Annotated in this window: 16 protein-coding genes; 5 read left to right on the forward strand and 11 right to left on the reverse strand. The window is 71.9% G+C overall.

Features of this window, described 5'->3' with window-relative positions:
- Together ACIGXE_RS15230 and ACIGXE_RS15235 are read right to left on the reverse strand one after the other, a co-directional pair.
- Entirely contained in the window at positions 1-1,791 is a 1,791-nt protein-coding gene (locus ACIGXE_RS15230; protein ID WP_399747330.1) for an ABC transporter substrate-binding protein, read from the reverse strand.
- A gap of 58 nt (positions 1,792-1,849) precedes the next feature.
- Positions 1,850-2,776: an ABC transporter permease gene (locus ACIGXE_RS15235; protein ID WP_399747332.1), complete on the reverse strand. Its 927-nt coding sequence runs from the start codon at positions 2,774-2,776 to the stop codon at positions 1,850-1,852.
- A gap of 539 nt (positions 2,777-3,315) precedes the next feature.
- Between ACIGXE_RS15235 and ACIGXE_RS15240 the strand changes: the two genes are divergently transcribed.
- Positions 3,316-4,983, forward strand: coding sequence for a M4 family metallopeptidase (locus ACIGXE_RS15240; RefSeq protein WP_399747334.1), 1,668 nt, complete (start codon positions 3,316-3,318; stop codon positions 4,981-4,983).
- A 297-nt stretch (positions 4,984-5,280) separates the two neighbouring features.
- Here ACIGXE_RS15240 and ACIGXE_RS15245 read toward each other — a convergent pair whose 3' ends face one another.
- The 8 genes from ACIGXE_RS15245 to ACIGXE_RS15280 all read right to left on the reverse strand — a co-directional run bounded on the left by ACIGXE_RS15245 (position 5,281) and on the right by ACIGXE_RS15280 (position 15,804).
- On the reverse strand, positions 5,281-7,521 hold the full coding sequence (locus tag ACIGXE_RS15245; protein ID WP_399747336.1) for a sulfatase-like hydrolase/transferase: 2,241 nt from the start codon (positions 7,519-7,521) through the stop codon (positions 5,281-5,283).
- Between the two features lie 305 nt (positions 7,522-7,826).
- On the reverse strand, positions 7,827-9,626 hold the full coding sequence (locus ACIGXE_RS15250; protein WP_399747338.1) for an ABC transporter ATP-binding protein: 1,800 nt from the start codon (positions 9,624-9,626) through the stop codon (positions 7,827-7,829).
- Between the two features lie 4 nt (positions 9,627-9,630).
- The gene (locus ACIGXE_RS15255; protein WP_399747340.1) at positions 9,631-10,047 is read right to left on the reverse strand and encodes a lasso peptide biosynthesis B2 protein; all 417 of its coding nucleotides are present in this window, start codon (positions 10,045-10,047) and stop codon (positions 9,631-9,633) included.
- A gap of 54 nt (positions 10,048-10,101) precedes the next feature.
- Positions 10,102-10,359: a lasso peptide biosynthesis PqqD family chaperone gene (locus ACIGXE_RS15260; RefSeq protein ID WP_399747342.1), complete on the reverse strand. Its 258-nt coding sequence runs from the start codon at positions 10,357-10,359 to the stop codon at positions 10,102-10,104.
- A 5-nt stretch (positions 10,360-10,364) separates the two neighbouring features.
- Positions 10,365-12,239 (reverse strand): lasso peptide isopeptide bond-forming cyclase, encoded by a 1,875-nt coding sequence (locus tag ACIGXE_RS15265; RefSeq protein WP_399747344.1) that lies wholly within the window; start codon positions 12,237-12,239, stop codon positions 10,365-10,367.
- Between the two features lie 111 nt (positions 12,240-12,350).
- Entirely contained in the window at positions 12,351-12,458 is a 108-nt protein-coding gene (locus tag ACIGXE_RS15270) for a keywimysin-related RiPP (RefSeq protein ID WP_158688462.1), read from the reverse strand.
- 251 nt (positions 12,459-12,709) lie between these two features.
- Entirely contained in the window at positions 12,710-14,311 is a 1,602-nt protein-coding gene (locus tag ACIGXE_RS15275) for an MFS transporter (RefSeq protein ID WP_399747346.1), read from the reverse strand.
- The gene (locus ACIGXE_RS15280; RefSeq protein ID WP_399747348.1) at positions 14,308-15,804 is read right to left on the reverse strand and encodes a condensation domain-containing protein; all 1,497 of its coding nucleotides are present in this window, start codon (positions 15,802-15,804) and stop codon (positions 14,308-14,310) included. Before ACIGXE_RS15280 ends, ACIGXE_RS15275 begins: the two co-directional genes overlap by 4 nt.
- 459 nt (positions 15,805-16,263) lie before the next feature.
- On the opposite strand from ACIGXE_RS15280, the gene ACIGXE_RS15285 reads away from it, so the two are divergent.
- The 4 genes from ACIGXE_RS15285 to ACIGXE_RS15300 all read left to right on the forward strand — a co-directional run bounded on the left by ACIGXE_RS15285 (position 16,264) and on the right by ACIGXE_RS15300 (position 19,692).
- A complete protein-coding gene (locus ACIGXE_RS15285; RefSeq protein WP_399747350.1) occupies positions 16,264-16,524 on the forward strand; it encodes an acyl carrier protein in 261 nt (86 codons plus the stop codon).
- Complete coding sequence (locus tag ACIGXE_RS15290; RefSeq protein ID WP_399747352.1) at positions 16,511-17,734, forward strand: beta-ketoacyl-[acyl-carrier-protein] synthase family protein; 1,224 nt, start codon at positions 16,511-16,513, stop codon at positions 17,732-17,734. Before ACIGXE_RS15285 ends, ACIGXE_RS15290 begins: the two co-directional genes overlap by 14 nt.
- Positions 17,735-17,812: 78 nt before the next feature.
- A complete protein-coding gene (locus tag ACIGXE_RS15295; RefSeq protein ID WP_399747353.1) occupies positions 17,813-18,787 on the forward strand; it encodes an acyl-ACP desaturase in 975 nt (324 codons plus the stop codon).
- Complete coding sequence (locus tag ACIGXE_RS15300) at positions 18,784-19,692, forward strand: class I SAM-dependent methyltransferase (RefSeq protein WP_399747355.1); 909 nt, start codon at positions 18,784-18,786, stop codon at positions 19,690-19,692. The genes ACIGXE_RS15295 and ACIGXE_RS15300 overlap by 4 nt, the downstream gene beginning before the upstream one ends.
- Positions 19,693-19,723: 31 nt before the next feature.
- Here the strand turns inward: ACIGXE_RS15300 and ACIGXE_RS15305 are convergent, their stop codons facing one another.
- Positions 19,724-21,265: an AMP-binding protein gene (locus ACIGXE_RS15305; protein WP_399747357.1), complete on the reverse strand. Its 1,542-nt coding sequence runs from the start codon at positions 21,263-21,265 to the stop codon at positions 19,724-19,726.
- Positions 21,266-21,318: the final 53 nt, after the last annotated feature.

The following is a 21,318-nucleotide window of genomic DNA, read 5'->3' on the forward strand; positions in this document are numbered from 1 at the left end:
TCAGGAGTTCTTGACGTACACGTCGGCCAGGGCCGTGACGCCGTAGATCGGGTGGATGGCGGCGCCGCCGATCTTCTCGCCGCGGAACTGGGAGACGCTCTTGTAGAGGAACGGCACCAGGGGGACGTCCTTCATGACCGTCCTCTCCAGGGTGATCAGCTCCTCGGCCTTCTTCTGGGCGTCACCGATCTTCGCGATGCGGGCGAGCTCCTCGTCCACCTGCGGGTTGGCGTACCGGATGGTGTTGGACACCGCGTCCAGGTGGCTCTCGTAGCCGAGCGGAAGCAGGGTCGACGGGGTGGGCCAGTCCACGGAGTTGGTGGACAGGAACAGGTCGTACGGGCTGTCCTCCCCGCCGAAGATCTGGTCGTTGAACGCGCCGGGCTGAAGGCCCTTCAGCACGAGCTTGATCCCGGCCTTGGCGAAGGCGTCGGCGAGGACCTGGGCGACCTGGTCGTCCGCCGGGCTCTCGGTGGGGTACGCGTACGTCAGTCGGGTGACCTTCGTCTTCGCCCTGGCCAGGTGTTCCTTGGCCTTGGTGATGTCGCCGGCGGGGGAGACGGGGTAGAGGTCGTACTTCTTCCAGCCGACGACGGCCGGCGAGGAGAGGGTGGTCGCGAAGTCGCCGGCGTAGCGGCCGCCGAGGACCTGGCGGGCCTGCTCGCGCGGGAAGAGGTAGTGGATGGCCTTGCGGACCTCGGGATCGGTGACCCGGTCGTTCCTGATGTACAGGTCCTGGGTGTAGGCGCCCTTGCTGCCGGAGACGACCAGCTTGCGCTTGGCGGGGTCGCGTTCGACCGTCGAGATCAGCTCCGGCGGCAGCTGGTCCTTGGTGGTGAGCGTGGTCGCACCGGCGCCCTGGCCGGTGAACACCTCCTGGGCGGTGTTGAGGGCCTCCTTGCCGAAGGTGAACTCGAAGCGGTCCGGGTAGGCGTGTCGGATCGAGTCCGTCTCCGGCCTCCAGTACGGGTTGCGCTCCAGGGTGAGGCTCTGGTTCTGCTTGTGCTCGACGATCTTGTACGGCCCGGTGGCGAAGGGCTGCACGTCGTAGCCGGTGCCCGTGTCCTTGTCCTCGCGGACCGGTGAGGAGGAGGACTGGGCGGCCATGTACGGCACGTCGGACTGCGGCTGGGGGAAGTGGAAGACGATGGTCTTGTCGTCGGGCGTCTCGATCGCCTCGAGGTCACCGTCCTTCTTGGGGCCGCCGTACTTCTTCACCGCCTCGGTGAGGTCCTTGGTGCCGGTGAGCCAGGGCTGCCAGTAGGAGGGGCCGACCTCGAAGCCGGGCGCGAAGGTGCGCTCGATGCCGTACTTGACCTGCTGCGCGGTGACGGGCTTGCCGTCCTCCCAGGCGATGCCGTCCTTCAGGTGGTACGTCCAGGTGCGGCCTCCGTCGGTGGAGGTGCCGGTGTCGGTCGCGAGGTCGCCGACCAACCGGGGCCTGCCGTCGACGATCTGATACTGCGTCAGCTGTCGGCCCCACAGCAGGGAGGTGCTGTACCGCTCGCCGGCGTAGATCTTCTGCGGGTCGAGGTGCGGGAAGTCCGCCTGGTTGGCGACGGTGACGGTGCCGCCCTTGCGGGCGCCGGGGATCTCGGGGGCGGGGCCCTGGCTGTCCTTGACGGTGCCGAGGGTGGTGGTCAGCCGCTGGCCGCTCTTGGCGGCGGTGCTGTTCCTGCCCTGCCCGGCGCCTGTGCCCGCGCCCGCACCTGCGGAGCATGAGCACAGCAGCAGGGCGACGGTGGTGGCGAGAACCGGTACGGCTGCGGCGCGCAGGGTGATTGCGGGCATGACGAACTCCATCGTGTGGTGCGGGTGTTGCCGATGAGGGGGAGAGAAGGTGCGGGGCTCAGCGGACGGTGTGCGGGTCGAGCGCGTCCCGCACGGCGTCGCCGAGGAGGTTGAAGGCGAGGACGAAGACGAGGAGCGAGGCGCCGGGGAAGACCATGTAGGTGGGGTCGTCGTAGAAGACGTCGGCGCCCCGGGAGATCATGCGGCCCCAGTCGGGGACGGGCTCGTTGATCCCGACCCCGAGGAAGGACAGCGCGGCCTCGGTGGTGACCGTCGCGGGCACGGTGAGGGTGATGTGCACGAGGACCGGCGCCCAGACGTTCGGCAGCAGCTCGCGGAACACGATGTGCCGCCGGCTCGCACCGAGGGCCCGGGCCGCCTCGACGAACTCCCGCTCGCGCAGGGATCGTACGGCCGTGCGCAGCACCATCGCGAGCGGCACCCAGCCGAAGGCGGAGAAGACCAGGATGAGAACCGCGAACTGCATCCACGGGGGCTCGTTCTCGTCGGGTGCGACGAAGCGGGTCTGGATGACCGGCCCCAGCGTGAGCAGGAACAGCAGGCTCGGAAAGGCGAGCAGGACGTTGCATACGAAGGTGAACGCCCGGTCGGCGAGCCCGCTGAGATAACCCACGGCCACTCCGACGACAACGCCGATGACGGCGACGACGGCGGCCGATGTGAAGGCGATCAGCAGCGAGGTGCGGATGCCGTACAGGAGTTGGGCGAGGACGTCACGCCCGAGGCCGGGCTCGATGCCGAACCAGTGCTCGGCCGAGATGCCGCCGTCGGGCAGCAGGGGCAGGCCCTCCGGACTCAGGAGGCCGGCCTCGTTCTGGCCGTAGTGCTCGGTCGGGTTCTTGCCGTAGAGGGCGGTGATCAGAGGCGCCGCGAGGGCGAGGAGCACGAAGAACCCGACGACGTGGAACGAGACGATCCCGACCCGATCACGCCGGAACGCGTTCACCACCGATACCACTGCCACGCTGCCGCACTCCCGCTCGTTCGGGGCGCGCCGACTGTGGGGGAACGCCCTGGATCACGTCGGAGACGGGGTCACCGCTCCAGGCATTGAGCATTAGATCGAAAGATCGACACGGGCGCAATGAGCCAGATTCGAAGGTGGATCAGCGGTATTGCCTTGGATGTCTAGAGTGTTTCTCTGTTCATGTCTTCGCAATGAAAATGCTCGCCAACTACCGCGAATCGCCCGAAGAGGAGAGATGGGCATCACATTCGGATTCCCTTACGGGGGCTCCGCGGTGCACCTGGCGCGGCGTGTGCCCCGTCGGGCTCCTTTCGCTCGCGTTTCGGAATTCGGCGCCAGCGTGTCGCCGTGTGTCGTGGGCCCTTCCTTCTCGTGAAGAGACGGGCGGCAAATCCGTCACGACCGGTCGAATCACCTTATGTCTCACGTGACATGTGCGCGACGGGCTGCGAATGTCCCTGCCCATCACGGCAGTCCGCCTTGAACGGGTGGGCGGCGATCCCGCCCAACTCCCCATGAACCCTTGGAGAAACCACATGTCCTCGCTTTCCTCCGCCGGTGGCACGGCACGGCGGCTCGCCCTCACCTCCGGCGCCGTCGTCCTCACCGGCACCCTGATCGCGGCCGGTGCCGCCACCGCGTCGGCGGGTGCCGCTCCGGAGCCCCGCGACGGGGCCTCCGTCACGGCCACCGCCTCGTCGCTCGGTCTCGGAGCCAAGGAGAAGCTGGTCGTCAAGGACGTCGTCAAGGACGCCGACGGCACGGTCCACACGCGCTACGAGCGCACCTACGCCGGCCTTCCCGTCCTCGGCGGCGACCTCATCGTCCACCGCGCCCCCGACGGCGCCGTCAAGGACGTCACCAAGGCCGTCAAGGCGGCCATCAAGGTCTCCTCCCTGACCCCGAAGCTCACTCCGACCGCCGCCAAGTCCGCCGCGGTCAAGGCCGCCAAGGCCGCGCGAGCCACGGACGCCGCCACCGACGAGGCCCCCCGCAAGGTCATCTGGGCCGCCGACGGCAAGCCCGTCCTCGCCTACGAGACCGTCGTCAGCGGTATCCAGGAGGACGGCGTCACTCCGAGCCTGCTGCGCGTCGTCACCGACGCGAACACCGGCAGGAAGCTGTACGAGCAGCAGCTGATCGACGACATAGCCGGCGGCCTCACCGCCAAGGCCGGCTCCGCGACCGCCAAGCCGGGCAGCCCCCAGGTCGGCGCCGCCGGCACCGGGGTCAGCCAGTACAGCGGCACCGTCGCGCTCAACTCCACCACGTCGTCGAAGGGCTTCGACCTTGTCGACACCGTGCGCGGCGGCGCCAGTGTCGTCGACCTCCAGCACCGTACGGGCGGCAAGGGCGTCCTGTTCACCGACGCGGACAACGCGTGGGGCGACGGCACCCCCGGCAACAACCAGACCGCCGCCGTCGACGCCGCCTACGGCGCCGCCGAGACCTGGGACTTCTACAAGGACGTCCTGCACCGCAACGGCATCAAGAACGACGGCCGCGCCCCGGTCTCCCGGGTCCACTACGGCAACGCCTACCAGAACGCCTTCTGGAACGACCAGTCCTTCACCATCACCTACGGCGACGGCGCGAACAACCAGCACCCGCTGACGCAGCTCGACGTGGCCGGCCACGAGTTCAGCCACGGCGTCACCTCCGCCACCGCGAACCTGACCTACTCCGGCGAGTCCGGAGGCCTGAACGAGGCCACCTCGGACATCTTCGGCACCGCGGTGGAGTGGAACGCGAACAACGCCCAGGACCCGGGCGACTACCTGCTCGGCGAGAAGATCGACATCTTCGGCAACGGCAAGCCGCTGCGCTACCAGGACCAGCCCAGCAAGGACGGCCGCGGCTCGGCCGACTACTGGAGTGCCGGCGTCGGCAACCTCAACGTGCACTACTCCTCCGGTGTCGCCAACCACTTCTTCTACCTGCTGTCCGAGGGCAGCGGCGCGAAGGACATCAACGGAGTGCACTACGACAGCCCGACCGTGGACGGCTCCACGGTCACCGGCATCGGCCGCGACAAGGCGGTGCAGATCTGGTACAAGGCGCTGACCGCGTACTTCACCTCCACCACGGACTACCACGGTGCCCGTGAGGGCACCCTGAAGGCGGCCGCCGACCTCTACGGCGCGGGCAGCGCCGAGGTCCGGGCCGTGGACGCCGCCTGGGCGGCGGTGAACGTCAAGGCCTGACCCGTACGGCGGTGAACGCGGGCGGGTAAGGGGCGGTGGCCGGGTTGCCGGCCACCGCCCCGCGCGCCTCCCGTCAACCGGCGCCGTGGATGCGGAAGACCACGGCAAGCGGGCCGGTGGCTCCCTTGCCCTGCCGCGGCTGGTGATCCCCCGCCTCAGGCGTCCATGCCCGGTCCCATCGTTCGCGCCGTGTTCCGTTCCGGTGTCTCCAGCCTGCGTGAGCACCCCCTCCCCCTGACCGCCGAAGAGGCCGTTTCGGAGTGATCCGAGACGGCCTCTGGCAGGTGGGTGCGGGTGTCAGGACACGGTGACCCGGGCCAGGGCCCAGGAGGTGTGGTCGTAGGACGTGCGGTTGTTGGCGTCCTCGACCACCAGTCGCAGGACGCGGACGCCGCGCACGTCCAGGTCGACCTGGACCGGGCCGGTGGCGGCCGTGAGGGTGGGGGTGGTGAGGAGCAGGCGGTCGTCGCCGTAGACCTTGGCGCGGGTGGCGCCGAGGGTGCTCTGCTTGGCGGAGAAGTCGTCGATGCCGACCAGGGAAGTGAAGCGCACGGCGGCACCGCCGAGGTGGTAGGCGATGTCGCTGGGCGCGTGGACGCCCAGACCCTTGGGGTACGTCGTACCGCCGAAGGAGATCAGCGGGCCGTCGCCGGCGGCACTCTTGCCGTTGGAGGTGTCGAGTTCCACCGGTCCCCAGCCGTTGGTGGCGCTGATCCAGGTGAGGTCGGAGAGGTAGGAGTCGCGTGTGGGGGCGGGGGGAGGGGTCGGGACGGTGCCCGTCGCCGGGTAGTGGACCGGGCCGGCCGGGGTGAGGGCGGTGCCCTCCGCGGTGAGTTCCCACGTGGTCGCGGGGGTGGCGTCCACGGGCGGTGTGACCTGCCAGGAGGCGGTGAGCCGGGCGCCGACGGCGAGCTCCCCGGCCGTGGTCGGGGAGGCGGAGGTCACGGTCCATCCGGCGGGGGCGCGCAGGCCGAGCGCGGCGGTGGTCCAGGGCCGTGCGGAACCGTTGTCCAGGGTGGCGGTCACGGTGAACGCCTGGCCGGGGACGGCAAGGCGGGGCAACGTCAGGCGGGTCCCGAACGGGGTGCGCGGATAGGAGTCCTTCCAGGAGGAGCGCATCAGCGCCACCAGTTCCGCGGCCTTGGAGGGGTTCTTGTCGAGGACGTTGCGGGTCTCGCCGAGATCGGTCGCCAGGTCGTACAGCTCCACCTGCCACTTGTCGTCGGGGAGGTTGTGGTCGCGTTCGGGGGCGAAGCGCACGGCCTTCCAGTTCTCCCTGCGGACCGCCTCGGCGAGCCACGTGGCGCGCTTGTCGTCCTGGGCGTTGGCCCGGCTGGTGACCCCCAGCTCGTCGCGGAACCAGTACAGGTGTCCGTGGCGCGCCGAGTCGGGGCTGCCGGCGAGCAGGGGAGCGGCGGAGAGCCCGTCCACGTCGGTGGGGGCGGGGGCGCCGCCGAGCTCGGCGAGGGTGGGGAGGACGTCGGTCAGCGGGGTGGGGCGGTTGCTGGTGCCCCGCTGGACCCGGCCGGGGCCCCAGGCGATGAGGGGCACGCGTACGCCGCCTTCGTAGAGGTTGCGCTTGTAGCCGCGCAGCGGCCCGTTGGCGTCGAACAGGTCGGGGTCGACCCCGCCCTCCTCGTGGGGGCCGTTGTCGCTGGTGACGAGGACGACGGTGTCCTGCTCCAGGCCGAGGGCGCGGAGCCGGTCGACCACCTTGCCGACCAGTGAGTCGAAGGAGGAGACCTGGGCCGCGTGCCCCTTGTTCGCGGCCGTCCAGCTCCGGTCGGCGTAGGCGCTGGTGTCGGGGATGTCGCTGGGCGCGTGCGGGACGTTCGGGGTGAGCAGCAGGAGGAACGGTTCGGCGGTGTGGGTGTCGATGAACTCCAGGGCGTGCTGTTCGAGGAGGTCGGGGGCGTACACGGCCTGGGCGCCGCCGGCGTTGGCGGGGATGGGCTCCTTGACCGCGTTGTGCCAGAGGTACTCGGGGTAGTACTGGTGGGCGTGGCTGTGGTCGATGTAGCCGTAGAACTCCTCGAAGCCGCGGGCGGCCGGATGGCTGTCCTGGCCGGCGGCCTCCGGTCCGAAGCCCCACTTGCCGATCACGGCGGTCCGGTAGCCGCGCGCCCGGAGCACCTGGGCGAAGGTGGTGTCGGTGGCGGTGAGCGAGCCCTGGCCGCCGGAGGAGGGGTTGGCGCGGACCGTGGAGTGGCCGGTGTGGAGTCCGGTCAGCAGGGAGCAGCGGGAGGGTGCGCAGACGGCGGCGGTGGAGTAGGCGTCGGTGAAGCGGAGCCCCTCGGCGGCGAGTCGGTCCAGGCGGGGGGTGGTGATCAGCTTCTGGCCGTAGGCGCCGAGTTCGCCGTAGCCGAGGTCGTCGGCGAGGACGACGACGATGTTCGGCAGCCGGGTGCCGGAGCCGTCCTGCGTGTCCGGGACCGTCACCGCGGGCGCCGCCTGGGCCGACCCGGCGGTCGTGGCGGTGACGGCGGTCAGACCGAGCGTCGCGGTCGAAGCGGCCAGGAAGGTACGGCGGCTGGGCATGGGGGACTGCTCCTCGGGTGCGGGTACGACCGGGCCGGGTCGGACCCGGCGTCTGTCGATCGTGCGCGGGGGAGCCGCACCAGGACCATGCACGGAGCATGAAGAACGTGTGACAGCAGGTGACTTGACGGGTCATCGGCCAGAGCGCACCGTCCCGGTCCCGGTCCCGGTCCCGGTCCCGATCCCGGTCCCGGTCCCTGTGAAGCTCGGAGAGTCCGGGGAGCGGGCCCGGCGGGAGGCTGGGCCGGCGCCTCCGGATCTCGTTCCGCCGGGCTTTGGGACATCGCAGCGAGTCCCCGTGTCGCTCACCGGCCGTTCAGCAGCTGCGTGGTGGCGAGCTCGCGGTAGAGGGCGTCCGCTTCGAGGAGTTCGGCGTGGGTGCCCACCGCCCGTACGTGGCCGGCCTCCATCACGACGATACGGTCGGCCGTGGTGACCGTGGACAGGCGGTGGGCGACGACGAGGACGGTGATGCGACCGGCGATGTCGGCGATGGTGTCGCGCAGTGCCGCCTCGTTGGCCGCGTCGAGCTGCGAGGTGGCTTCGTCCAGCAACAGCAGTCTCGGGCGGCGCAGCAGGGCCCGGGCGATCGCGACGCGCTGGCGCTCACCGCCCGAGAGCCTGCTGCCGCGGTGGCCGACGTCGGTGTCGAGGCCATGGGGCAGGCGGTCCGTCACCCCGTCGAGACGGACAAGGCGCAGGGCGTGGCGGAGTTCTTCCTCCGTGGCGTCGACGGCGCCCAGCGTCAGGTTCTCGCGCAGGGTGCCGGCGAGGACGGGTGTGTCCTGTTCCACGTACCCGATGGCCGCGCGGAGTTCCGCCAGGGGCCACTGGCGCACGTCCTTCCCGTCCAGCAGCACCTGGCCGGCGTCCGGGTCGTAGAAGCGTTCGATGAGAGAGAAGACCGTGGTCTTGCCCGTCCCGGACGGCCCGACGAACGCGGTCAGGCCTCCGCCGGGAACGGTGAAGGAGACACGGTGGTGGACCCGGGGCAGCCCGGGGCGGTAGGCGAAGCGGACGTCGCGGAAGGCCACATGGGCGGGCAGCGGATCGGCTGCCGGCCGACGCGCACCTCCTTCGCCCGCGTGTCGCTCGTCCTCGGCCTCCAGCTCCTCGGCGTCCGGCTTCTCGGCCTGCAGGTTCTCAACCTCCAGCTTCTCGACCTCCAGCTTCTCGACCTCCCGGATCCGGGCTGCGGCCGCAGAACCGATCTGGAACTGGCCGACGCCTTCCACCAGCTGGCCGATCCGGGGCGCGAGCGCGAAGAGGTAGAGGAGAAAGGCGACCAGGGTGGAGACGCCGATGGCACCGGAGGTGACGCGCGCGCCCCCCACTCCCAGCACGACCAGGAAGCAGACCTGCACGACGACCGCCGACAGGGTCGCGGACACCGCTTCCCAGGCCGCGGCGCGGACACCGGTACGCCGGGCGTGCTCGGCCGCCCGGTACAGCGCCTCCGCCTCCTGCCGTTCGGCACCCGACGCCTTGATCGTACGGAAGGCCCCCAGAGCCCGCTCCAGCGCGGCGCCCATGCGGCCGACCGCCTCCTGCGTGTGCCGGGTCGCGCGGCCGATCCGCGGGGCCACGACGGCGACGACGACGCCGATGAACGCGATGACGCCGAGCGTGACGCCGAGCAGCACTGCGTCGAGCAGGCCCATCATGACCACCGTCGCGAGGGTGATCAGTGTGCCGGTGACCGCGGCCGACACCGCCTGAGGAGCGCTCTGCCGCAGCAGCGCGGTGTCCGAGGTGACGCGGGAGATCAGATCCCCCGGCTCGGTGCGCTCCACCACCGGTACGCGCAGCGCCAGCAGACGGTCGATCAGCCGGCGCCGGGCGGCACAGACGACGGACTCCGCGGACCGGTCCAGCACGTAGTGCCCGAGGCCGGCCAGGATCCCTCCCACCGCCACCAGCACGCTGAGAGCGATCACCGGGCCGTACGCCGGACCCCCCCGGCCCATGTCGTCCATCACCCGCTTGGCCACCATGGGCTGGGCCAGGCCCATCACGCTGCCGAGCAGACCCAGCAGGACGCCCGCCGTCATACGGCCGCGCTGCGGTCGGAGGTGCCCCATGAGGGCGAGCGGCGCAGTGGTCACGGGCTCACTCCACCGCGAAGAAGCGCTGGAAGTATCCGGCCGGCGTGCCCTCGCCGACGGGTTCACCCTCGGCTTCCACCCAGGCGTGCGCGGCGAACGGCGGGCGGGTGCGCACCCCCACGCACCAGGTGGGCCACTGGCCGCGCCAGCGACACAACAGCACCGTGGCCAGGGACCGGGGCAGGCAGCCCTTGTGCCCGCCTGCGGCCAGGCTCACGGCAAGCACCGTCGCCCGGGCCGCTTCCGCCTCGGCCAGCGTGGCGGGCCGGGCTCCGCGGCGGAGCCGAGCCAGGACCGCCCGGATCCGCTGGGGCGGCAGGGTGGCCAGGACGTGGGCGCAGCCGATCACCAGGCGCGTGCCGAGACGGCGGGCCGGAGGGACGGAACGAGGGCGGTAGGGAACGGCTTCCGGGGTCGACAACTGTGTATCCCTTCTCTCGGCGGTCGGCGGTCGGCGGCCGGCGGCCGGGGCGGCCTACAGGGTGATGAGCCCGGCGGAGCGGAGGTCTTCGACGATCTTCACGACGTCCTGCGCGGCCACTTCGGTGTCCACGTCCTCGTACCGTTCGACGAGGGCCGCCGCCGCCCGCTCGGTGCTGTGGCCGTCCAGGAGTTCACGGAGCACGACGGCCGCCGTGGGGTTGAGAGTCCAGTACTCGGCGCTCTTCTGATCGAGCAGGGCCATGCCGTACTCGGTCTCGGTCAGCAGCACTCCGGGCTTCAACGTGCACATCGGCCTCACCTTTTCCGTTCCGTCGGGGGTCGCGTCCGGGACGGTGTCATCTCCCGGGAGCGCAGCCATACTTCGCAGGCCACGGTCGGGTGCAGCAGGTAGCTCTCCGTCTCGGCCGACAGGGCCCGGCGGCACCACTCGCGCAGAACCTCCACGTCGACCAGGCCCAGCCGGGCGAGACGCGACTCCTCGCACAGCGCCAGCAGGCGGGCGCGGTGGCGGCGCAGCCCCGCCTCCTCCTCGAAGGTGGCGTTGGCCTTGGTGCCGCGGGTGCGGCTGGCCTCGGGGACGATGCCGCGCATGGCTTCGACGATCAGCGGCTTGTACCGCCAGGGAGTGATCCGCTCCTGCGGCCGGACGGCAAGGGCGGCCTCGATCACCCGGTCGTCGTAGTAGGGGGCCGCCACTGTGATGCCGAGAGGGGCGGCCATCTGGCCGATGTGCCGGGTCCACTGGGAGATGCCGTCCATCGCGGCCATCTCCCGGTGCTCGCCGTGCCCGCGGCCACGTGGTTCGGCTTCGGGGAGGTGTGCGCGGAGCAGCTCGCGTACCGCCTCCACGGCCTCGGGCGTGGCCCAGCCCGGCATGCGCGGGGGTGCCGACCAGTCGAGCAGCGGTTCGTCCGCCGGGGCCGGCGGCGCGTCGAGGTCCCGGGCGACCCTGCCGAGCCAGGCGCGATAGGAGCGGCGGTCCAGGAGCTGACGCAGCACGCGCCACCGGGACCACTGGTACTTCGCGGTGTATCCGCGCAGGTCCCGCAGCGCGGTGAGGGGATGCGTGCCCATCAGCGCGTGCAGGCGGGCGGGCGCTCCGGCGAGCAGCTCGTCGCCCCCCAGGCCGGTCAGGTGCAGGCGCGAGCCGCGGGCTGCCGCCAGGGCGATGATGTGCATGCGACGGTTGCGGTCGACCGTGAGGATGCTGGGGGTGTCCAGGAGGTCGTCGAGGGTGTCGATCCCGTCGAACGTCATGGCCAGGTCGGACGCGGGGACGATGTGGTGCTCGATCGTCCCCAGTGCCTCGGTGGTCCGGCGGGCCCAGTACACGTCGTCGCCGAGTTCGTCGTGGATGGCGGCGGTGTACGCCGCGACCTTCGCGTCCCCGCGGGCGGCGGCGCAGCACACGGCGGTGGAGTCGAGGCCGCCCAGGTCGGCCGTCACCAGCTCGCGCCCGCGCGTGCGCGTGGCGACGGCGGCGGTGAGCGCCTCCCGGAAGCGCCCGGCGCCCTCGGCCAGGGGCAGGTGCGGTTCGGGGGGCGACCACCAGCGGGTCTCCTCGGCCCGTCCGTCGGAGTCGAGCGTCAGGTAGTGGCCGCCGGGCTGGGCGTGTACGCCCTTCCACATCGGGGATCCCGACAGCGGGTGCGGCACGCCCAGCGTGAGCAGTTCGAGGGCGAGCCTGCGTTCGTCGAGTTCGGCGCCGACCAGTTCGGCGAGTACGTCGGCCCGGTCGGAGGCCAGGCTGACACGGCCGGCCGCCGGGAGGGTGGGACTGGTGAAGAACACCCGCCTCATGCCGACGACGCCGCCCTGGACCCGGACCCGCCCGCCGCTGCTGGCCACGAGGTGGAAGCTGCCCGTCCAGGTGGCACTGATGCGGTCGAGCGCCGACAGGGACCTGCCTTCGGCTGCTGCGGCTGCGCGTCGGGCCGCTTCGGCGGTGACGGAGTGTTCGCCGAGCACGGCGATACGGGTTCCTCGGCACTCGCCCACCACCATGCTCGAGGGCGCCCAGCGCCCCACCAGCCACGGGCGCCCTGACGCGTGGCGCAGCCCCTGGGCGGCGTGGGCGAGTGCTCGGGTGGCGACAGCGGCGGCCGCGTCGGTGTCGGGCAGGACGGCGAACCAGGTGGGCAGGGCATGGAGCGACAGCGAGTCTTCCACGGCTACGGCCTTCGGTCGGCGAGGTACGGGAAGCAGGGTGGTCGGGTGGCGGCTGGGAGCCGCCACCCGGTGGCCCGGCCGCCGGTTCAGCGGGGCGGCACGGGACTCACGTCAGAGGAGCTGCTTGCCGCCGAGGACGTCCTTGGGCCCGGTGTTCTTGATTCCCGTCACCTTGCGGAAGCTGCCGGCCTTGGTGAGGGTGGGGCGCTCATACGTCATGGTCGAACTCCTTTTCGTTGCAGAGGATTTCGGTGTGCATGCGCATGCGGCGATTTCCCGATCCGGAGACCGGTCATTCCGCTTCGACCACGCTAGGTAAGGCGACCGGATCACCACAATGGCGTATTCAGGCCGGGCCGCAGCACACCCGCGGCGCACGGTTCGCCTCGCGCGCCCCGAACGATTCCGGCCGCCTCCCTATTCTGATTGCGGCCCTGGCGCAGCCATTTGCGGGTCAAGGGGGCGCAGGTTCACATCCCGTCGTCCCGATTCCGGTCCACCGCGTCGCGCGCATCGCAAAGCGGACCGGACAGGCGCAGCGCCAGGACGAGTGCGAGTGTGCCGGTCAGCGTCAGGGCCCCGCAGCGCAAGGCCAGGTGCAGGCCGTCGACGAAGGAGTCCTCCGCCCAGACGCTGACGGGGGAGGCTCCTGTGCCGGCACGCGCTCCGGCGTCCGGTCCGTGCACCGGACCGTCCCTCACGACGGTCCGCACCAGGTGTTCCGTCGCGTCCGGCGAGAGCCCGGCTCGTGTGGCGCGGTCATGGAGCGTGCCGCGCATGCGTGCGGTCAGTACCGCGCCGAGCGCGGCCACGCCGACGACGCCGCCCACCTCCCGCAGGGTGTCGACCACCGCCGAGGCCGTGCCGGCCTGGGACGCGGGGGCACGGCCGACCAGCGTGACGGTGGCCGGCACGAACAGCAGACCCGTTCCGGCGCCGAGGGCCGGCAGGAGCCACCAGTAGTCCGCGAAGGCGGCCTGCCGACCGAAGCAGCTGAGCCCGGCCAGAGCGAGGGCGTCGAGCCCCAGGCCCAGTGCCAGGGGGACGCGGACGCCGAAACGGACCGTCAGGGCCGCGGCGGCGGGCGAGGCGAGCACGATGAACGCCGAGGCGCACAGGAACACCACCCCGGCCCCGGCGGGCGACCAGCCGAGGACGTCCTGCAGAAAGAGGCTCAGGAAGAAGGAGCCGCCGAAGAGCGCCACGCTGGAGGAGAAGCAGGACAGGGCGACGGCGCGGCACTCCCGGTCGCGGAGCAGCACAGGGTCGAGCAGGGGGCGGGCCACGCGGGTCTGCACGAGCGCGAAGGCGGGCAGCGCCAGGGCCGCGACCGTGAGCGCGACCGCCGTACCCGGCGCGTTCCAGCCGTCGACGGGCCCCTGCAGCAGGCCGTACACGAGGCTGCCGAGACCGGTGACCGCGAGTGCCTGACCCGCGGGATCCCATCCCGCGGGTGCCACGGGCGGGCACGGCAACGCCCACCGGGCGACGGCCAGCGCCGCCACGCCGATGGGCAGGTTGACCCACATCACGCTGCGCCAGCCCAGGGCCTGCGTCAGCAGGCCGCCGAGCGCCGGGCCGAGCGCCACCCCGAGCCCGCCGACCGCGGCCCGTACGCCGAGCGCACGGGCCCGGGCGGTCGCGTCGGGGTAGGTGTGGCGCAGCAGCGCCGCGCCGGCCGGCAGCAGCAAGGCGGCGCCCAGCCCCTGCACGACGCGCCCGGCCACCATCACGGCAAGCGTGGTCGCCAGGGAGCTGACGGCGGAGCCCGCCATGAAACCGAGCAGCCCGGTGAGGAAGGCCCGCCGGTGCCCCAGTCGCGCCCCGACCGCGCCCGCGGACAGCAGGGTCGCGGCCAGGACGAGGGTGTACGACGCCACGGCCCACTGGAGTCCGCTGATGCCCAGGCCGAGGCTCTCGCCCATGCTGGGCAGCGCGTTGGTGACGGCCAGGTTGTCCAGCATGGCCATGAACGCGGCGGCCGAGACCAGGGTGAGGACCGTTCCCGGATGCCGGGCGCGCCGAAGTCCGCCGCCCTGCCGAGCGGTTCCGGTCGCCGGTCCGACCGTCACGGCCGGGGTCGACTGCCGGCGTCGGCGTGCGGGAGCCGTGTTCGCTCCCCGGGCGAAGGCAGGGTGAAGGTGCCGACCTGCCGGTCCGGGGCAGCCGTGGTCATGGCGCCGAGCAGGATCAGCAACCGCTCTTGATGAGCGGTCACGTCGGCCCGGCTGTAGTGCTCGCGGGGTGCCTGTACGTCCAGCCGTAGGCCGGCACCGTCGCGCCGGTCCAGGGCGAGCAGCTTCAGGCCGGCGGGCCGGCCGGCGGCGACCTGGATGTCCGAGACGGTGCAGGGATGGCCGGCCAGGCTGAGGGGGCGGCCGAACGGCATGATGTTGACGATCAGCGAGAACCGGGAGGCGATGCTGCCGGGCAGGCCGAGGTCGCGGGCCAGATCCTCACCGGGGTAGCGCTGATGGTCCACGGCCTCGAGCATCGCGCGATCGACCTGGGTGAGCAGTTCGGCCAGCGGCATGGGGGAGCGGACCCCGAGGCGAAGGGGCACGATGTTGTGGAGCACGCCCGGGGTGGACATGAGGTCGCGCTGTGGGCGGCCGGTGACGGCCAGGCCGATCACCACTTCGGGCGCCCGCGTCAGTTGATGCACGTACACCGCCGCCGCAGCGCAGAGGAAACGCGACCGCCCGATCCCGGCGAGCCGGGCCGCCTCCTGAAGAGCCTCCGGCCGAGCGAGCGGACGCTCCCCGCTCGCACAGACAGCCCGCGCGGACAGGTATCCGCTGCCCACGTCCCGCTCTGCGCCGTCCTCCTGCCCCTGTGCGAAGGCCGGACGGGCGGGTACGGGGGCAGGATCCGGCGGGTCGCCGAACGTCCGCGTCCAGTAGGCGCGATCGGCGGCGTACCGGGCCGAGGACCGGTAGTCGCCGTCGGCCTTGACCAGGTCCGCCAGCGATCCGAACGGGGACGCTCCCACCCGTTCGCCGGCTGCCAGCAGCGTGTACACCTGGGTGAACCGGCGCGTGATCAGGAAGAGACTGAAGCCGTCCGCCACCACATGGTGAGCGCTCAGGTAACACAGCCAGTGGTCCTGCCGCAGCGTGATCAGCGCGCACCGGAAGAGCGGGCCGCGGGCCAGGTCGAACGGTACGGCCATGTCCGCCGCGATCCACCCCCGCGCCGCGTCGCGAGGTTCCGGCTCACCGCTGACGTCGACGGACACCAGGGCGCCACCGGCTGCCGGGCGCACCTCCTGCACGGGGCCGTCCGAGGTCTCGGCGACACGCACACGCAGCGTGTCCGCCTCGGTGAGGACCTGCCTCATCGCCGCTTCGAACAGCCTGGTGTCGACCGGTCCGTGGATCTCGACGCATTGGCTGATCCGGTACGCCTCGTGCGGGCCGGACGCCCCCTGGTCGGCGAGCCAGATCTTGCGTTGGGTCGCGGTCAGCGGCAGTGTGCGCGAGGTCGGGCCCACCGTGCTGCCCTCGGCGTCGAGGCCGCCGCTCGGACCGGCAGCGGATGGAGTCGCACAGCTGGAACCGGGCATCGGCACCTCCCGTAGGCTCCGCACGAGTCTGCCCGCGGGTCCCCGGACCACGGGCGGGCGCTGGCCTGAACAGCCGTAGGCAACCACCCGAACGGAGAATGCGACGGCCGAGCGGCTCGGAGCGCGCGTCCGGCCCGCGGACGGCGAATTCGAGGAGCCCCCGCGGTAATTCGGGCATTTCCACAAGCGCTGTGTCCGCGCCGTCGGCAATCGCGGCGGCCGCCTCCAGCGAGCCGCTCGCCATGTGAAGCCCCGGCAAGGGACATACTCGTGCTGCGCGCTCCTCGCGGCGATGGCGGTGCCGGAGGCTCGGTCCAACTGGCAGGCAGCCCACCGGGAAACATCAGCCGGTGCGAAAAGCAGGTGAGACGCAGGCGCCCCGAGCTCGTGCATGGAACGTACCCATATGAGCGGAACCGCATGTCCCCCGCCGGCCCCGCGGAAAGAGGAGCTGTTGGTATGACGAAGGCCTTGGAGCAGTCGGCACTTTCCGAGAAATTCATCACCCTGCTGACCGAACATCTGAGAATTCCGGTACGCGCCGAGGACCTGACCGCCGAGGCCACGCTGGAGAGTCTGGACATCGACTCCCTGGCCCTGATGGAACTCGTGGTGGCGGCCGAGGAGGTGTTCGGGATCGTCCTGCCCGAGAGCGCCCTTACCCTCTCGCCCTCCGCCACTCTCGGCGAGGCGGCGAAGGTGTTCGATGAGGCAACCTGACATCGCGATCACCGGCCTGGGTCTGGTGACGCCGGCCGGGCACACGGCCGAGGCGAACTGGGCGACCCTGTGCCGCGGCCGGTCGGTGGCCGACGCCGATCCCCTCCTGGCGGGACTGCCCGTCGACTTCTCGTGCCGGATCGCGGACTTCGACGCCGAGGCGCAGCTCGGCCGACTCGCCCAGCGCCTGGACCCCTTCACCCAGTTCGCCCTGGTCGCCGCCCGGCACGCGGTCGTCGACGCCGGACTCGAAGCGCGCAGCTGGCGAGGAGAACGGGTCGGGGTCGTCCTCGGCGTCGGCAGCACCAGCATGAGCACGTACGAGACCCTCTTCTCCCACCTCCACGCGGGAAATCCGGAGCGGGTCTCCCCGCTCGCGCTGCCGCGCAGCCTGCCCAACATGGCGGCGGGGGAAGTGGCGCTCGACCTGGGGGCGCAGGGGCCCAACTTCACCGTGTCCACGGCGTGCGCCTCGGGCGCCACGGCGATCGGGGTCGCGCGGGACCTGCTGCGCTCGGGCGTGTGCGACATCGTGCTGACCGGCGGCGCCGAGGGCGCACGGACCCGGATCTCCGCCGCGTGCTTCGCCCGGATGCAGGCGCTGTCCCGGCGCCGTGACCAGCCGGCCCTCGCCAGCCGGCCGTTCGACACGGCGCGCGACGGATTCGTCCTCGGCGAGGGCGCCGCCGTCCTGGTACTGGAGCGGCTGTCCGGAGCGCGGGCCCGCCGGGCACCCGTGCAGGCCCTGCTGCGCGGCTACGGGGCCAGTGCCGACGCGCACCACCCCATCTCCCCTCACCCCGAGGGCCGGGGCGTGCTGCAGGCCATCGCCGCCGCCCTCGAGGACGGCGGGTGCCGGCCGAACGACATCGGGCACATCAACGCGCACGGCACCTCCACGCCCAGGAACGACGCGCTGGAAGCAGCGGCCCTCAGACGGGTCTTCGGGGACCGGACACCACCGGTCACCGCCCCCAAAGGCGTCATCGGCCACTCCCTCGGCGCGGCCGGGGCGATCGAGGCCGCCTACACCGTGCTGGCGCTGCGCCACCAGAAGGTGCCGCCGGTGGCGAACTTCCAGAACCAGGACACGGACCACGAGATCGACATCGTCGCCGGAGAACCTCGCGCCGTCTCCGCCGACGCCGCCCTGAGCTTCTCCTTCGGCTTCGGCGGGCAGAACGCGGTCCTCCTGCTGACCTCCCCCTGACACCCCGACGGCACCGGCCGCCCCCGCCGCCGGGCCCGCATCCGATCCGACCGCCCGCCACCTGGCCGAAAGCCCGTGATGACCCACCCCCACGATCTCCTGACCGAGCTGGAACCGACCGTGGCCAGGCTTCTGGACCGTCACCTCGCCGCGGCGCCGGACTGGTTCCCCCACGCCTACATCCCCTGGAGCGAAGCCACCGACTACGACGGTCCGCTGGACGGCACCGCGTGGCAGGCCGATCAGTCCGGGCTCCCGCAGGCCGTGGCGGACGCGCTGACGGTCAACCTGCTGACCGAGGACAACCTGCCGAGCTACCACTTCGAGATCGCCACGCAGTTCGGCCGCGACGGCGCCTGGGGCGCGTGGGTGCACCGCTGGACGGCCGAGGAGGACCGCCACGCCCAGGCGCTGCGCGGCTATGTCCACGCGCGCAGATGCGTCGACCCCGTCACCCTGGAGCGGCTGCGCATGCGGCACGTGTCCACCGGCTACGCCAGCGACCACGCCTCCCTGCTGCACGGCCTGGCCTACGTGACCGTCCAGGAACTGGCCACCCGCGAGGCCCACCGCAACACCGGGCTGGCCTGTACCGATCCGGTGGCCCGTCAGCTGACCACGAGGATCGCCGCGGACGAGAACCTCCACATGATCTTCTACCGCGACCTGTACACCACCGCACTGGAGTGGGACCCCGACGGTGCCGTCGCCGCCCTCGCCGACGTCATCTGCGCCTTCGACATGCCGGGAACCACGATCCCCGGCTTCCGGCAGCGCGCCCTGCGGATCGCCGCGTCCGGCATCTACAACCTCGACGTCCACCGCCGTCACGTGCTGCAGCCGCTGCTGCGCGCCCTGGGAGTGATGACCCGCTCCGGCCTCGGCTCCGCGGGCGAGCAGGCCCGTGACCGCATCGGCCGCCATCTGGACGAGTTGCGGAGGAAGGCCGAACGCTCCAGCCGGCTGTTCGACCGGCTGAGGGAAGCCGCTCCCGTCGCCCTGGCTTCCCGCCCGGGTCCGTCCATGTCGTACGACGAGAGAGGCCGCACGTGAACACCCAGACCGACCGGCGTCGGCGCGCGGGCGCCACCGCCACGGACATCGAGGCCCACTACGACGTCGGCGGCGACTTCTACGCCCTGTGGCTGGATCCCGGCCTGACGTACTCCTGCGCCCTGTGGGACGGCATCGTCGGCTCGCCCGCACGGACCGATCTGTTGGCGGCGGCACAGCACGCCAAGCTCCGGTACCACCTGGACCAAGCGGGCATCACGGCGGGCGGTCGCCTGCTGGACATCGGGTGCGGCTGGGGCAGTCTGCTGCGGACGGCCGCGGAGGAGACCGGCGTCCGGCACGCGGTCGGCCTCACCCTCAGCGCCGACCAGCACGCACACGTGCGCTCACTCGGGCTGCCCCGCGTGGACGTCGAACTCCGGGACTGGCGCGACCACGAGCCGGACGACCCGTACGACGGAATCGTCTCGATCGGAGCATTCGAACACTTCACCCATCAGGCCATGTCCCACGAGGAGCGGATCGGGGCCTACCGTGCCTTCTTCGAGCGGTGCGCCGGGTGGCTGCCGCCGATGGGCAGGCTCAGCCTCCAGACCATCGCGCTCGCCGACCACGCGGACCACGACGACTCCGTACCCGACTTCTTCGCACGCGAGGTCTTCCCGGGATCGGCACTGCCGCGGCTGTCCGAGATCGCCACCGCGTGTGAGCCGTACTTCGCGATCACCACGCTGCGCGAGGACGGCGCGGACTACGCGCGCACGCTGCGCGGCTGGTCCGCCCGCCTGTTCCAGGCCCGGGAAGAGGCCCTGCGGCTCGTCGGCCCCGACACCTACCGGCGGTACCGCACCTACCTCAGGGCCAGCGAGATCGTCTTCCTGCGCCAGGCTTCCACGCTGTACCGCATCACCCTTCGACGCTGGCCGGCCCGCCGCACCGGCTGATCCACCGTACGTGTCCTGCGGGTGCGTTCGCTCAGGCGAGCGCCCGGCGGAGGGCGTGCTTGTCGGGCTTGCCGATGCCGCTGAGCGGGATGGCCCGCAAGACGTGGAAGGTGTGGGGGACATGGCGGCCGCTCTTGTGGGCGGCGACGAAGTCGCGCAGCTCGTCGATGTCGGCGCTGTGACCGCGGACGGGCACGACGGCGGCGTGGACGTGCTCACGGGCGTCGTCATGACGCATCCCGAAGACGGCGCACTCGGCGACGGCGGGATGGGTCATCAGCACCTCCTCGATCTCGCTGGGATAGATCTCCGCGCCGTCGACGGTGATCGTGTCGTGGCCGCGGTCGACGAGGAAGAGGTAACCGGCGTCGTCGAGGTAGCCGATGTCGCCGGTGCTCACCCAGCCGTCGTGCAGCACGCGGGCGGTCAGCTCCGGCTGCTTCCAGTAGCCGTTCATGGCGCTGTGGGCGCGGGCGTGGATCTCGCCCTCGCTGCCGGCCGGGAGGACGCCGCCGTGCCGGTCGACGACGCGGAGTTCGACGCCGGGCATGGCGCGGCCGACGGTGATCTGCCCGTGCCGGCCGACGAGGTGGTGTTCCTCGGGGCGGACCTCGGTGAGCCCGAGCGTCTCGTTCTGCCCGTACCAGCTCTGCAGCACCTTGCCGAAGACGCTCTCGGTCTGCCGCAGTCTGGTCGTTGACGCGGGGCTGCCGCCATAGGTGATCCTCCGGATGCTGGAGGTGTCGGTGGCGGGCAGCGCGGGATGGTCGAGGAGCCGGTGCAGGAGCGGCGGCTGGAGGAACAGACGGGTGATCCGCTCGCGTTCGATCGCCGCGAGGGCCTCGCCGGGATCGAAGGCGGGCTGCAGGACGACGGATCCGCCCTGGAGGAGCGCCAGGTCCGCCCAGAGCCCGGCGATGTGCGTCAGCGGCGTACAGGCCAGATAGCGGAAGGGGGTGGGGGAGCACAGGTCGTCCAGCATGCGCCGGTACGGGCCGTGCTTCATCTGCAGGCTCTTCGGCAGCCCGGTCGTGGTGCCGCCCGTGTGGCGGATGCACCAGTCGTCGCCGGCGCCGACGGGCACGGTCACGGGCCCCGACGGCCGGCCGGTCGCCGCCGCGCAGATGTCGTCGGCGCCCGGGTGCGGGCCCAGCGTCGCCAGCATCGGCACGTGGAGAAGCGGTGCGAGCCGCTCCAGGTCCGCGTACCGGGTGGGGTCGACCAGCAGCAGCTCGGTGTCGACGACGTCCACCAGGTGCGCCAGGACGTCCGGGGACAGCCCCGCGTACAGGGGTGTCACGCGCGCTCCGGCCAGGTTGGCGGCGTAGCGCGCGACGAGCGCCTGAGGGGTGTTGCCGGTGAGCAGGGAAACGGTCTGCCCGGGCCGGATGCCCCGCGCGATCAGCTCCCGGGCGAGCCGGTGGACGCTGTCGCGCAGCTCGCCCCCGGTGATCTGCCGGCGGTCAGGGCAGATGATCACGGGCAGGTCGGGACGGCGCGCCAGGGTGCCGAGGATGGCTTCCGTGTAGGTGACGAAGGCCTGGTCGGCCGGCTCGGGCCGGAGGTCGGACATCGGGGCCCCTTGAGGTCGGTGGGAGGAGTGCGGCGACGGATCGGCCGGGGTGC

The sequence above is a fragment of the Streptomyces sp. NPDC053431 genome, assembly GCF_044544925.1.
GTDB lineage: Bacteria > Actinomycetota > Actinomycetes > Streptomycetales > Streptomycetaceae > Streptomyces.